Genomic DNA, 13,045 nt, shown 5'->3' with positions numbered 1-13,045 from the left:
GAGGAACTCAGCCGCATTTCATCCTACGGGTCGCGATACCCTACCATCAGCACTCCGGCGGGTCTAAGCGAGATCCACCACCGGTTGCTTTACGATGCAGTGAATAGACGAAGCAGAGGGAAGACACGCGCATGAGCGAGAAGGCGAAGAAGTTTGAAGAGTTCGTTGCTTGGGTCGGCGGGCACATCAAGGGAGATGAAAAGGGCGAGGCCCAGATCTTTCTGAACTATCTCTTCCAAGCCTTTGGCCACAAGGGATTGCTGGAGGCGGGCGCGACTTGCGAAGAGCGCGTGAAGAAGAAAGACACCGGTGGTACCTCATTTGCGGATTTGGTTTGGAAGCCCCGCGTTCTCGTCGAGATGAAGAAGCGGGGTATTGACCTCAGGAAGCACTACCGACAGGCCTTTGAGTACTGGACGTACCTGGTGCCCAACCGTCCCAGATATGCGGTTTTGTGCAACTTCGACGAGTTCTGGGTCTACGACTTCGAGACCCAGATGGACACGCCGGTCGAGACGATCAAGCTCGCTGACCTCCCGTACCGCTATGGTGCACTGAACTTCCTTTTCCCGGGCGACGTCGCTCCGGTTTTCGGCAACCATCACGAAGAGGTCACTCGGGAAGCCGCCAACAAGCTCGCCAGGTGCTTCAACGCCTTGGTAAAGCGCGGCATCGAGCGTCCGCTGGCCCAGCGCTTCATCCTGCAAATCTTGATGGCCTTCTTTGCAGAAGACATTGGGCTGCTGGAGAAGTACCTGGTGAAGCGGCTGCTCGATGAGTGCAAGTCGCCTGAGGATACGTATGACATTCTGGGCGGGCTGTTCGAAGCGATGAACCGTGCATCAGGTAACCCGGGCGGCCGATACAAGGGCGTGGCCTACTTCAATGGCGGCCTGTACGCCAACCCTGCCAAAGTTGAACTGGTCGACGAGGAGCGGGTCATGCTGAAGGAGGCCTGCAACTTTGACTGGTCCAAGGTTCGTCCGGAAATCTTCGGCACCCTGTTCGAGCACTCGCTTGGCAAAGCGGAGCGACACGCTCAGGGAGCGCACTTCACGTCGCCCGTTGACATCATGAAGATTGTTGGCCCGACCATAGTTGAGCCCTGGCGAGCAGCCATTGAGGGAACCAAGAGCCTCACTGAGATGCAGGCGTTGGCGCACCGCATGCAGACCTTCAAGGTCCTGGACCCTGCGTGCGGCAGCGGCAATTTCCTCTTCACAGCATACCGCGAGCTCAAGCGCCTCGAAGCCCAGCTCTACAACCGGATGGCAGAGCGCTTTCCAAGGTCCGTAGACGTCAATCAGCGCACCCTCGGCTTCGTAACGACGACCAACTTCTACGGCATGGACGTCAATCCGTTTGCGGTGGAGATTGCTAAGGTCACGATGATGCTGGCCCACAAGCTCAGCATCGACGAGCTCCACGTCTCGGAGTCAGCCCTGCCGCTGGACAACTTGGACGGCAACTTCGTGCACCGAGATGCCTTGGTCTCCGATACTGGTGCGAGGACTGACTGGCCCACGGCTGACGTCATCATCGGCAATCCACCCTTCCTCGGGGTGAAAAAGATGAAGCCCGAGCTAGGCCAAGCCTACATCGAGCGGATCCGCAAGGCCTACCCTGAAGTGCCTGGGATGGCCGACTTTTGCGTCTACTGGATAAGGCGGGCACATGACGCACTTCCACCCTGCACGCCAGCAGAACCGCTACAGGGCCGCGCTGGTCTTGTCGGCACCCAGAACATCCGCAGCAACGAATCACGTATAGGCGGCCTCGATCACGTGACCCTCAGCGGCACCGTTATCGAGGCGGTCGACAACCAGCCCTGGTCTGGCGACGCCAACGTCCACGTCTCTATAGTCAACTGGGTAAAGTCCCAAGAAGATGCGGTGCTGCCTCCCCTCAAGCGGCTTTGGTTCAAGACAAAGAAGGCCTTGCGCAAGCCCAAGAGCGCCAAAGGAACGGTTCGGGCTGCAAAAGAGTACGACTTGGATATGCGAGCGGTGTCCTACATTAGCTCATCTCTCTCGGATAAGACCGACACGAAGACCGCAGTCACCCTTGCCTGCAACACCAAGCCCAAGCGCACCTTCCAAGGTGTAACTCCGGGTCACGAAGACTTCGTTCTCAAGCTCGACGCAGCTCAGGCGCTTGTCGCCAAGGAGGCAGACGCCGCTCAGCTCCTGACGCCGTACGTGGTCGGCAAGGAAGTGCTTGGAGGCGCCACGAAACCAAGCCGCATGATCTTGGACTTCGGCGAGCGAGACTTGCTCGCAGCACAGCAGTTTCCCAAGGCCCTCTCTCTCGTCAAAGAAAACGTTCTGCCAAAGCGGCAGCAAGCAGCCGAGAAGGGAGAGGGCGACGAGAAAGAGCGCTCCCATCATGTGCAGTTCCTGGAGAAATGGTGGCAGCTGTCCTACCGCCGCACCGACTTGCTTAAGGCCATTGCGGGTTTGCCGCGGTACCTCGCCTGCTCTCGAGTGACCTCTCGACCCATCTTGTTCTTCGTGAACTCGGGAGTGAAGCCTGGCGACGCGTTGCAGGTGTTTGCCTTTGATGACGACTACAGCTTTGGTGTATTGCAGTCGAAGGTGCACATCGAGTGGTTCATGAGCAAGCGCTCGAACATGAAGTCGGACCCTCGTTACTCCTCAACCAACGTTTTTGGCACATTCCCTTGGCCGCAGAGCCCCACGGCAGCGCAAGTCAAAGTAGTCGTCGAAGCGTCGCGCAAACTTCAAGCCGTCCGGACCACCGCTCTCAAGACGGCGAAGGCTGGACTGCGAATGCTCTATGACACCCTGGCGCTGCCAGGGAGAAACCCGCTGCGAGATGCTCACGATGCTCTCGACAAGGCTGTGATGGCGGTCTACGGGTTTGACAGCAAGAAGGACGTGGTAGCCCAGCTCCTTGCCTTAAATGCAACTGTGGCTGCCCGCATCAAGGCCGGTCTGCCCGTGACCGGTGCGGGGGTACCGGCGGTCATAGCAGACAAGCTGTCGGTGGTCTCAAGTGACTGCGCGGTTCAAGCAGCATAGCCCGAGTGGCTGCTTGCGATGGTGAATTCAAACTTTCAACGTTCACCCGCAGGGGGCGCCTTTGCAGCGGTTGCAGACCGTCGCTTTTACGAGCCGAGCTCACACTAGCTCGCGCCAAGCAGTCCTTAGCTTTCGCTGCCCTCCTCGCCAAATGTCAAGGGGAGTCACAGAACTCATGAAGATCGTTTAGGTTGGGCTCAGAGGTTTCGTGAACGATCACGGCCAAGGCAGGAGATGGTGCTCGACGCTCATGCTGTGCCCCCCGGAACCGCAATCGTGCGTGGAAGTGAATCGCGTGGGACGCCCTGCTGTCGAGAGACTATCCTGCTCAGCGGTCAGTCGCAGGGCAGCAGTGCGCAACTTCATCACCCGGCGCAGTCCTCGGCGCGCGGTGGTGTTGTCGCCGTTCATGACATAGCCGATCATCGTCGCCATCGGGAGCCCTTTGGCGTATTGACCCGATACGAAACGCATCAGGCCGTCGTCGACGTACGGCCCGCAATAGTTGCGGACTCGAGTCCCATAGGTCACGTTCAGCCGCTTGCATTCGTAGGCCAGATAGACCTCTTCATCGTCCCCCACCGTTAGCACGAAGTCGATGCTGCTCGGCGTCGTCACGTAGCCGTCGGTGTGCTCTTCCTGCAGTGAATACTGGTATTCAATGCGACCAGGCACCTTCTTAGTCCTTCTGAGGGCATTTACGAGATGCACGGTTATGTGATCCTCATGCGTCATCGCCCCCTTCCTGGATTGCAAGGGCTTGATGCAGACCGGCCATGCGTCCTCGATCGCTTCGGCCATCTGCTCGCCAAGGTCTCGGAAATGCGCGAGCCAGACTCCAGGGCTACCCGCGAGCATGAACCAACCCTTCCTGTCCATCGCGGGCAGCGGCCGCCGCCAGCTCCGCGGCGATTTGCTCTGCATCCGCCAGTGCAGTGGACCGAAGCCAGTGCCGGACCGCTGCGGGCTTCACGAGATACATGTCGCGGCCGTCGACGATGCGCAGATCAGGTATCAGTTGCACGTTGCCAGGCATCTCCATCGAAAGCTTCGCGGTGATCGGTATGAGAAATTCGTTGAACTCGCTCGAGGTGTTCTCCGCGTACGGCGTAACCGCATCACCAATCGTCAGTTTCAGTACGGCAACGTCCGTGGCGAGTGCCGCTAACGAGGCGCTGACGGGGGCGCGGAAGTGTGGTGAGAGGGCTTTGCACAGCATGGTCGCATAGGCCTCGCGCTGGACCGGGGAAGCTGCAGCCCAGATGGGTTGCAATCCGGCGCTGCGCCTGGGCTGCATGGCAGGTATGACTGCGCTGACCGTGTCCTCGACGATGGCCACGTCGCTGGCGTCGAGGCCGTAGTAATCGAACACTAGGCGGTCGACTTTGCTCAAGACGTCATCTTGGGCAACAAGCAGCTTCTGCGCGTTCGCCATCTCCCGCTTGATCAGCGCGGCGAGCTCCTTTTCCGCCTTCAGGGCTTTCTCCGGATCCGGCATGTTCTCTGGGACGTCGAATGGAAGCTTCAGCAGTTCACCCTGATGCACCTTGGCTCGATCGGCGCCGAAGTTTGCCGTGTCATGGAAATAAAACCAGGCTGCCAAACTGCTGTTCAGCACAGCAGTAAGCACCATGCCCAATCGCCGTTGCGCTGGTGGCACTGTCAGGGCCTGAAGCGAGTGCTGAAACACGAAATCCTGATCGCTGAACGCTGCGCGCACTCGACCCACGGCGCGCTCCACCCCTTGCGGAATCATGATGTGAGGTCCGCCAAACCCCTCTTCGAAGCCTGCCCGATGCACGAGAGAACTCGGCCATGGTGGGCTTTCTACCTTCGGCAGCGCGACGGACTGAAACTGGCTCGCGTGCAGATACGGCAGACGGGTCACGATCTCGGCCGTACTCGTCTGGTAGTCATCATCATCCAGGCGATCTTCCTGCGCAGGTTTAAAGCCCTGCCCGATCACCCAATGCTCGTCACGGTTGAATTCAAGCTTGGCACGTTTGAACGCCTTGAACTCGTGAACGAACGATGCCAAGGATGGGATCGTCCGAAGGTATTGCAGCAACCGCTCCTCCGGAGCCCGCGCCCACAACCGACGCTTGAACGCGGTCGGATCACTTGCGACCAGGTCGGAGCGGAACGTCAGGCGATCCGCTCGAGACAGCGTCACCAGCCGCTTGAGTCGAAGGTTGAGGTCAGCCTTGGGAACCCAGTACTCGAACCGGTAGGGGGTCTTCTGCTGTTGTGGGCTGTACAGCACAAAGGCGGTTGGTCGTGCTGCTCCATCGAAAAGCTGGAAGCACAAATCCGACAGATTGATGATCCGCCGGATCCTGGACCGCTCCAGCAGCATCTTTCGTGCGGCTTGGCTGTCGGTGTTGTGCAGAGTGCCCATGGCCGGTAGCAGGAACGCCACGAGCCCGGTGGTCTTTACGCTCGCCAGCGCTTTCCACACAAAACCCCATGCGATGTCTTTAGCCGGTAGGAGATATCCCTTGACCTTGGCCCAGTTCTGAGCGGTCGTCTCCATTCCTGCGCGCCCCTTCCAGGGAGGATTGCCAATGATCACGTCATACGTCGGCACCTCTTTGAGGCTGAAGAAGTCTGCTCCCGGCTGCAGCGTCTCGCCGTACAGCGGTGGCAGCAATTTCCCGGCCTTGATGAGCCTGGGTAGATCAGAAGGGCTGGAAAGTTCAAGAAGCGCGATGTAGAGCGAAAATGCCGCAACACGCACGGCAGATGAGTTGATGTCGCCGCCATGCAGCCGACTGGCGAAGCCCTTGAGCTCTGTCCAGGTGGCATGTCGCTTGCCCTTGACGTGACAGTGGTGCGCAACCAGGCGCTGGAACAACCGCACCAGGAAGATGCCGGAGCCGCATGCTGGATCGCAATAGATTCCGGTGGCCCTCTGATCGTCGGTCAGTTCGTCCCAGATCTGGTTGACGACGATGTCAGCCAAGAACATCGGGGTGTAGAACGCTCCATCCGCGTTCTTCTTGGCGGCCTCCTCCTTCAGGAATCGGTCGTAGACCGCACTGATCAGCCCGATCGACATGTACCGGAAGTCGTACCCCCAGAACCGAAGCTGCCGGGTGGCCATGTCCTCGCGGCCATGACGGAACCGTGCGAGTACGGCCAAGTGAGCGGGCTTCAGCTTAGGCGGGGACCCGTCCCCTGTTTCGAAGGCACACGGCGCCTTGAAGAGGTTGCCGTTGAACGCCTCATGCAGCCAAACAAACAGCTTCTCAAAAGGCGCTGGCTTTCCTGCGTCGAGCAGTTCCTGGAGATTTCCGTAGCTATCCTGCGAAGCGGCACGGAAGACCGCCTCTCCGATGATCTGCCGGTCTTCCAGGTAGGCCACGAACATCGTCTGCATCAGCAGAGCCTGGGTCGGTTCTGCACCCAGTTCGTCCTTGAGCCCTTGAAACGCTGTCAGCAGATTGACCAACAGAACGGTGTCGACCCGATTTTCTGGATTGAAGTAGCCGTCGTTCTCGAACCAGAACCGTCCAGACTCCGTGGCATCGAGCAGTTCGCGCAGCGCAAGCGCGTCGGTCAAAAGGCTGAGTGTCTTGACCAGCCGCGGATCCTTGCCCCGGCTCTCGTCGCGGTACAACGGCCGCTGGACCAGTGAATACGCCGTCAGCTCGTCATCGCGAATGACGAGCAGCAAGCTCATCAATCCCTGGTTCCAAAGGATTCGATGGAGCTCATTGACACGCTCCACGGAAACGTTCGGATCGCTTAGAAATCCAATCGTGGGAACGCCGTTGATGCAGCTAACAGCCGACAGCCCCAACTCGCCCAGCGCGAAGCGAATCGCGTCGGCATGCGCGCCTGCAGCGACGCTGCTGCCCGCCGCATAGAACTCGGGGGGCCGACGTCGGTCTAGTGCCAGGGCGCTGACCCAGCGGGATTCGATCACTGCACTCATGAGCCGTGCCGTCCTGGTTGCGCCGAGGTTTTCATGCGGCCCGGCGCGCGCGCACTTCGACGCTCATTCATTGACAACCCCCAGCGTGTTCTGCTTGTCGCTTGCAAACCGCCCTTCCACTGCAGCACCGCGTGGCCGCTTCTTTATCGGCTGTACCCGTGCCATGACGGGTTCGTAATCTATCTGACGGGTGGACATTTCAGCGAGGAGACTGGCGATCAATGCGAGATGGATGGGGACCTCGCCCCTCTTCTTGTTGTTGGAAACCGAGTTGGGCTGCATGCCGATCAAGTCAGCGAAACGCTTGACACTAAGGCCAGCCTTGTTCAGCTCACCAAGAAAATCTTCGTAGGTCATGCCGCAGTTGACTCATAATTTAATGTGATTAAAGCACATAAACATGAGCTTCAAGCCCAAACTAGCGCCGGCATCGCGTGCGGACAGGGGCTACACGAGTCTCACCGCTCAGCCGTCCAGGACGTATTGATTGACTTCAAGCCAACTTCGGCTGCATGTTCTGCTGATAGCAATGATGTGCTGTTGACGACTGACGGCATTCCACATAATTCATCGCAAGGCTCTTTCATCGTGAGATGGTTTAAAAATTCCACAAGTGGCAATTTCAAACACCACGCCACGGAAGATGCCTGGCAGGGCGCGCATTAATTTCCACTTATGGAAATATTAGCTGCACCCATCGAGTCCTGTGTCTGGGGTTTTCATCTACCGCGTTTGAGGTAGTCCTCGGGAAGAGGAGCAAGGGACAGGCATTGCACCTGTCCCGCACAAGGCGTTCAGCGTCCCAGCGCCTGATCCACGCCCATGTTGGCCAGCGCGTCGGCGCGCTCGTTGCCGGGATCGCCCGCATGGCCCTTGACCCAGCGCCAGTCGATGCGGTGCCCGCCACCCTGCACCAGGGCGTCCAGCCGCTGCCACAGCTCCACGTTCTTGACGGGCTCCTTGGAGGCCGTCTTCCAGCCCTTGGCCTTCCAGCCGTGGATCCACTCGGTGATGCCCTTGAGCACGTACTGGCTGTCGATGTAGAGCACCACGTCGCAGGGCCGCCTGAGCGCAGACAGCGCCTCGATCACGGCCATCATCTCCATGCGATTGTTGGTGGTGTTCAGCTCGCCGCCGAACAGCTCCTTCCTGGCGCTGCCAGCCTCCAGCACCACGCCCCAGCCGCCAGGACCCGGATTGCCCTTGCAGGCACCGTCCGTATAGATAACAACTTGATTCAAAAAAAATCCTTGATATGAATGGCCCGGCCGTCAGGCCGGTTGGAATGCAGATCACCGTCCGGCGCGGCCTGTGCCGGCATGCGACGGGCGACCGGCACCGTGGCGCCCGACACGACCGCGCGGCCGCGCCAGGCAGGCTCCAGCATGCGCGCACCCGGCACACGCTTGACGGCCACCACGCAGTACACGCCGCCCAGCATGGGCCAGCCCAGCCGTCCCACGCGGTCCATGAACTGCCAGCGGCGCAGCCAGCGATCCGTCTGCACGGCGGGACGATAACAGCCGAATTGCACGGCCTCGATCTCGAAGGCCAGCAATCGCAGCCAGTCGCGCAGCCGCCAGTAACCCACGCCCCAGCCCACATCGGGCAGGTACACGCCACGCTCGGCACGCCGCTGCACGCCCAGCAAACTGGCAGGGTTGAGTCCGCACACCACGATGCGGCCTTCAGGCATCAGCACCCTGGCCGCCTCGCGCAGCACGGCATGCGGGTCCGGCGAGGTCTCCAGCGTATGGGGCATCACGACCAGGTCGAGGCTGGCCTCGGGAAATGGCAGCGCGGCGGGATCGGCCAGCAGCGCCACGGGAACCTCCAGCGGGGCGGCGCCGTCCGCTGGCGCCGCATCCTGCGTGGAATCCAGCGCCAGCCAGCGGTGCGGCATGCGGTTGGCACGCAGCCCCTGGAGCATGGGCATGCCCAGCTGCAGGCTGTGATAGCCGAAAATATCGGCCACCGCCTCGTCGCAGCGCTGCTGCTCCCATTCCAGCAGGTAGTGGCCGAGGGCAGATTGCGTCCAGTGATGCATCCCTATAATTTTGCTGCTCATGAACCTGTTGCCCATTCCTGCTTTTTCCGACAACTACATCTGGCTGCTGCATGACGCCGGGCAGGCCCTGGTCGTCGATCCCGGCGATGCAGCGCCCGTGCTCGCCACGTTGCACCGGCTGGGCCTGCAGCTGCAGGGCATTTTAGTCACCCACCACCATGCCGATCATGTCGGTGGCGTGGCCCAGCTGCACCAGGCCACGGGCGCCCAGGTCTGGGGTCCTGCCTACGAGCAGTTGCCCGAACCCGTTCAGCGCGTGCAGGGAGGCGATGCCGTGCAGGCGCTGGGCGGCCCCTGGCAGGTCATCGATGTGCCAGGCCATACCAGCGGCCACATTGCCTTCTACAGCACGGCGGCACAGGCACAGCCCGTGCTGTTTTGCGGCGACACGCTGTTTTCCGGGGGATGCGGCCGCCTGTTCGAGGGCACTGCGCAGCAGATGCAGCAATCGCTGGACGATCTGGCCTCGCTGCCGGGCAATACACTGGTGTGCTGCGCACATGAGTACACAATGTCCAACCTGCGCTTTGCTCAGGCCGTGGAACCAAACAACGAAACCCTGGCTCACTACCAGCGGCATTGTCAGGCGTTGCGCGAGGCCGGTCGGCCCACGCTGCCATCCCTGATGGAGACCGAGCGCTCCATCAATCCCTTTCTGAGAACGCGCGAATCCGCGGTGGCCGCGGCCGCCGCAGGCTTCGACGCACAGGTGAGACAGCAGGACCCTGCCAGCGTGCTGGCCGGCCTGCGCCAATGGAAAAACGTCTTCTGATGAAACTGCTACACACCCTGCTGCTGGGCAGCCTGCTGGTTCTTGCCGGCTGCGCCACCACCAGCGGCCCGGACTTGGCCGGTACGACGGATCCCTCCCCCAGCCCCGCACCCCACTCCCCCATGTATCCCAAAGGGCCGCTGAGCCCGCTGGGCACAGGCAGTGCCAGCAACGGAGACGTGGCCTCGCTGGAGACCACGGGCGATCTGTGGGTACGCATCCGCCAGGGCTTTGCCATGCCCGACCTGGACCAGGATCTGGTCAAGGACCGCGAGCAGTGGTACGCCAGCCGTCCCGACTACATACAGCGCATGACCGAGCGCTCCAGCAAATACCTGTTCCACATCGTCGAGGAACTGGAGCGGCGCAACATGCCCACCGAGCTGGCGCTGCTGCCCTATATCGAGAGTGCCTTCAACCCGCAGGCCGTCTCCACCGCCAAGGCGGCCGGCATGTGGCAGTTCATGCCGGCCACCGGCACCTATTTCGACCTCAAGCAGAACGCCTTCCGCGACGACCGCCGCGACGTGCTGGCCTCCACGCGCGCCGCGCTGGACTACCTGCAAAAGCTCTATGACATGTTCGGCGACTGGCACCTGGCCCTGGCCGCCTACAACTGGGGCGAAGGCAGCGTGGGCCGCGCCATCAAGCGCAACGAGAAGCTGGGGCTGCCCACGGGCTACACCGACCTGCAGATGCCGGCCGAGACCCGCATGTACGTGCCCAAGCTGCAGGCCGTCAAGAACATCGTGGCCAACCCCGATGCGTTCAACACCGAGCTGCCGGTGATCGAAAACCACCCCTACTTCCAGACCGTCACCATCACCCGCGACATCGACGTGGAACTGGTGGCCAAGCTGGCCGACGTATCGACCGAGGACTTCAAGGCGCTGAATCCCAGCTTTCGCAAGCCGGTGATCTTTGCGGCCGGCACGCCGGAGATCCTGCTGCCCTGGGACAACGCCAAGGTGTTTCGCCGCAACATGCAGGCCTTCGACGAAGGCCAGTACGCGAGCTGGACCGTCTGGACCGTGCCCTCCACCATCAGCGTGGCCGAGGCGGCCCAGCGCGTGGGCCTGGGCGAGTCCGACCTGCGCGCCCTCAACAACATTCCGCCGCGCATGCTGATCAAGGCCGGCTCCGCACTCATGGTGCCGCGCGGCGCCAACGTGCGTGCCGACGTGGCCGGCCACGTGGCCGACAACGGCCAGATCAGCTTTGCCCCCGAGATCATCACGCGCCGCACCACCATCAAGGCACGCAAGCGCGACACGCTGATCAGCGTGGCCAACCGCTACGGCGTCAGCGTGTCCAACCTGGCGGACTGGAATGACCTGAAGTCCTCGGCCACGCTGCATGCAGGCCAGTCGCTGGTGGCCTATCTGCCGGTACGCGCCAGCAGCGGCGGCAACGCCCGCGCAGCCAAGTCCACGGGAACCGCACGCAAGGTGGCCGTTCAGCCGCAAAGCCGCAACGCCAAGACGGCCGTCACCACGGCACAGCGCGGAGGCAAGCCATCCAAGGTGAAAAAGCGCTGAGGAATCCCTCTGGCACCCGCGTCACGGAGCCCGCTTTCGCGGGCTTTTTTGCGTGCGGCCGCCGGGCTCAGGTGTGAAAGCGCTGGCGGGACTGGCGCACGAATTCGTTGGTGTACGAGCGCTCCAGGTCAATGCCGCCGCGCGCCAGCGCAGGGTCGAGCCGGACCAGCGCACGCAGGGCCGTGGCGGGGCCGTCATCGGGCATCATCCCATCGGGCGAAATCGTGGTGCGCATGTGCTCGAATGCCGACAGATAGGCGCGCCGGGAGCCCAGCAGATAGGGCGCAGGCACGGCCCGCAGCACATCCATGGGCGCGGCAGTCTGCAGCCACTTGAGCGAGCGCACCATGGCGTTGCTGAGCGCCTGCGCCTTGGCCGGGTTCCTGCGCAAGAAGGCCTGTGTCGCATACAGCGTGCCCGAGGGCATGGAGCCGCCGTACAACTGCGCGCTGCTGCGCAGATCACGCAGGTCCCGCACGATGCGCACGGCGCCCTTGTCCTCCAGCACGCTCATCAGCGGGTCCGCATGGCACAGCGCATGCACACGCCCGGTGCGCAGCGCCTCCATGGCATCGGGCCCAGAGCCCACGCCCACCAGTTGCACCGCAGCGGGATCCAGGCCATCGCCCAGCAGCATCAGCTGCATGGCCCGGGCCGTGGATGCGCCCAGCGAGGAAACACCCACGCGCCGCCCGCGCAGATCGGCCAGCGTCTGGTAGCGCGGCATCCAGCGCGCAGCCACGCCCAGCGCGATCTGGGGTGCACGCCCCTGCACGACGAAGGCCCGCAGCTGGCTGCCGCGCTGCTGGGCAAGAAGCGTGTGTTCATAGGCGCCCGCGCAGACATCGGCGGCGCCCGACTCCAGGGCCTGCAGCGACTGCGATCCGCCTGGATAGTCCTCAATGCGCACGGCCAGGCCTTCGGCCTCGAAATAACCCAGCTGCTGCGCAATCACCAGTGGCAGGTAGTACAGCAGGCCCTGGCCGCCCACGGCAATCGTCAGCAGCTCGGCCGAGCCGAGCACAGGGAGCGACCAAAGAGGAGCCAGCCCCAGAAGGCTCAACAAGGTTCGGCGATCAAGCACGTGGGAAGACATGATGGTTATTTTGCTGCAGTGCAACACGATCATGCCCAGAGCCCGCATACGCAGCATCGGTGCTTGCCCGTACGTGAAACACCGCAGGGCCTGTGGTGCAGGCCCTGCGCGGGACGAGGGCGCCGGATGCGGCCGCAGGCCTCAGCGGTAGCCTGCGAAAAACAGCAGCAGATTCACCACCAGGGCCAGGGCCCAGGCCAGACTGCGCAGCGTGGCGCGGTCCATCACATAGAAGGCGATGTAGGCGATGCGCAACACCACGAAGGCCACGGCAAGGCCATCGACCCGCGCAGCTGGCGCGCCCAGTTGCCAGGCAACCAGCAAGGCGCCAATGAAGAACGGCAGGCACTCGAAACTGTTGGCCTGCGCCGCATTCGCCCGCGCCTGGTAGCCGGTCTGCTGGGCGAGCCAGGCGCGGGGGTCGTGGTTGTCGAAGCCGCGCTGCCCCGGCCGGTGCTTCATTCCGGGCGCCTTGGCGATGTAGGCGCAGGCCAGCGGCAGCAGGGCCGCCACCAGCAGGCACCAATGGGCAAGGGAAAAACCGCCGGGCGGCAGGACGACAGAGGTCGGCATACGGGCTCCTGATGAAAAGA

General features: G+C 62.1%; 10 protein-coding genes. 3 read left to right on the top strand and 7 right to left on the bottom strand.

The window, feature by feature from the left end; all coding sequences use genetic code 11:
- Positions 1 to 131: 131 nt before the first annotated feature.
- Entirely contained in the window at positions 132 to 3,041 is a 2,910-nt protein-coding gene (locus ACF8ME_RS22205) for a DNA methyltransferase (RefSeq protein ID WP_392418229.1), read from the top strand.
- Between the two features lie 216 nt (positions 3,042 to 3,257).
- Here ACF8ME_RS22205 and ACF8ME_RS22200 read toward each other — a convergent pair whose 3' ends face one another.
- From ACF8ME_RS22200 to ACF8ME_RS22180, 5 genes are all read right to left on the bottom strand, one after another.
- On the bottom strand, positions 3,258 to 3,842 hold the full coding sequence (locus ACF8ME_RS22200) for a hypothetical protein (RefSeq protein ID WP_392418227.1): 585 nt from the start codon (positions 3,840 to 3,842) through the stop codon (positions 3,258 to 3,260).
- A gap of 43 nt (positions 3,843 to 3,885) precedes the next feature.
- Positions 3,886 to 6,978 carry a class I SAM-dependent DNA methyltransferase gene (locus ACF8ME_RS22195; protein WP_392418225.1) on the bottom strand — a complete coding sequence of 1,031 codons (3,093 nt, stop codon included), beginning with the start codon at positions 6,976 to 6,978 and terminating at the stop codon, positions 3,886 to 3,888.
- A gap of 63 nt (positions 6,979 to 7,041) precedes the next feature.
- Positions 7,042 to 7,335, bottom strand: a complete 294-nt coding sequence (locus tag ACF8ME_RS22190; protein WP_392418224.1) for an XRE family transcriptional regulator — start codon at positions 7,333 to 7,335, stop codon at positions 7,042 to 7,044.
- Between the two features lie 437 nt (positions 7,336 to 7,772).
- Positions 7,773 to 8,219 carry a ribonuclease HI gene (rnhA, locus tag ACF8ME_RS22185; protein ID WP_016447441.1) on the bottom strand — a complete coding sequence of 149 codons (447 nt, stop codon included), beginning with the start codon at positions 8,217 to 8,219 and terminating at the stop codon, positions 7,773 to 7,775.
- Positions 8,216 to 9,025: a class I SAM-dependent methyltransferase gene (locus ACF8ME_RS22180; protein WP_017404536.1), complete on the bottom strand. Its 810-nt coding sequence runs from the start codon at positions 9,023 to 9,025 to the stop codon at positions 8,216 to 8,218. The genes rnhA and ACF8ME_RS22180 overlap by 4 nt, the downstream gene beginning before the upstream one ends.
- Positions 9,026 to 9,044: 19 nt before the next feature.
- On the opposite strand from ACF8ME_RS22180, the gene gloB reads away from it, so the two are divergent.
- Positions 9,045 to 9,818 carry a hydroxyacylglutathione hydrolase gene (gene gloB / locus ACF8ME_RS22175; protein WP_016447443.1) on the top strand — a complete coding sequence of 258 codons (774 nt, stop codon included), beginning with the start codon at positions 9,045 to 9,047 and terminating at the stop codon, positions 9,816 to 9,818.
- Positions 9,818 to 11,356: a transglycosylase SLT domain-containing protein gene (locus tag ACF8ME_RS22170; RefSeq protein ID WP_016451348.1), complete on the top strand. Its 1,539-nt coding sequence runs from the start codon at positions 9,818 to 9,820 to the stop codon at positions 11,354 to 11,356. The genes gloB and ACF8ME_RS22170 overlap by 1 nt, the downstream gene beginning before the upstream one ends.
- 67 nt (positions 11,357 to 11,423) lie before the next feature.
- Here the strand turns inward: ACF8ME_RS22170 and ACF8ME_RS22165 are convergent, their stop codons facing one another.
- Together ACF8ME_RS22165 and ACF8ME_RS22160 are read right to left on the bottom strand one after the other, a co-directional pair.
- Entirely contained in the window at positions 11,424 to 12,509 is a 1,086-nt protein-coding gene (locus ACF8ME_RS22165) for an ABC transporter substrate-binding protein (protein WP_016447445.1), read from the bottom strand.
- A gap of 84 nt (positions 12,510 to 12,593) precedes the next feature.
- Entirely contained in the window at positions 12,594 to 13,025 is a 432-nt protein-coding gene (locus tag ACF8ME_RS22160; protein ID WP_047474730.1) for an MAPEG family protein, read from the bottom strand.
- Positions 13,026 to 13,045: the final 20 nt, after the last annotated feature.

It is taken from the genome of Delftia sp. WSY_7, assembly GCF_043104845.1.
Taxonomy (GTDB): domain Bacteria; phylum Pseudomonadota; class Gammaproteobacteria; order Burkholderiales; family Burkholderiaceae_C; genus Comamonas; species Comamonas tsuruhatensis.
Note: the sequence above shows the minus strand (reverse complement) of the source record. Positions and strands in the feature narration are given on the sequence as shown.

Coding starts and splice junctions, on each gene's coding strand:
- ACF8ME_RS22205 (WP_392418229.1), top strand. CDS start 132: ATGAGCGAGAAGGCGAAGAAGTTTGAAGAGTTCGTTGCTTGGGTCGGC.
- ACF8ME_RS22200 (WP_392418227.1), bottom strand. CDS start 3,842: ATGGCCGAAGCGATCGAGGACGCATGGCCGGTCTGCATCAAGCCCTTG.
- ACF8ME_RS22195 (WP_392418225.1), bottom strand. CDS start 6,978: ATGAGTGCAGTGATCGAATCCCGCTGGGTCAGCGCCCTGGCACTAGAC.
- ACF8ME_RS22190 (WP_392418224.1), bottom strand. CDS start 7,335: ATGACCTACGAAGATTTTCTTGGTGAGCTGAACAAGGCTGGCCTTAGT.
- ACF8ME_RS22180 (WP_017404536.1), bottom strand. CDS start 9,025: ATGCATCACTGGACGCAATCTGCCCTCGGCCACTACCTGCTGGAATGG.
- gloB (WP_016447443.1), top strand. CDS start 9,045: ATGAACCTGTTGCCCATTCCTGCTTTTTCCGACAACTACATCTGGCTG.
- ACF8ME_RS22170 (WP_016451348.1), top strand. CDS start 9,818: ATGAAACTGCTACACACCCTGCTGCTGGGCAGCCTGCTGGTTCTTGCC.
- ACF8ME_RS22165 (WP_016447445.1), bottom strand. CDS start 12,509: ATGCTGCGTATGCGGGCTCTGGGCATGATCGTGTTGCACTGCAGCAAA.
- ACF8ME_RS22160 (WP_047474730.1), bottom strand. CDS start 13,025: ATGCCGACCTCTGTCGTCCTGCCGCCCGGCGGTTTTTCCCTTGCCCAT.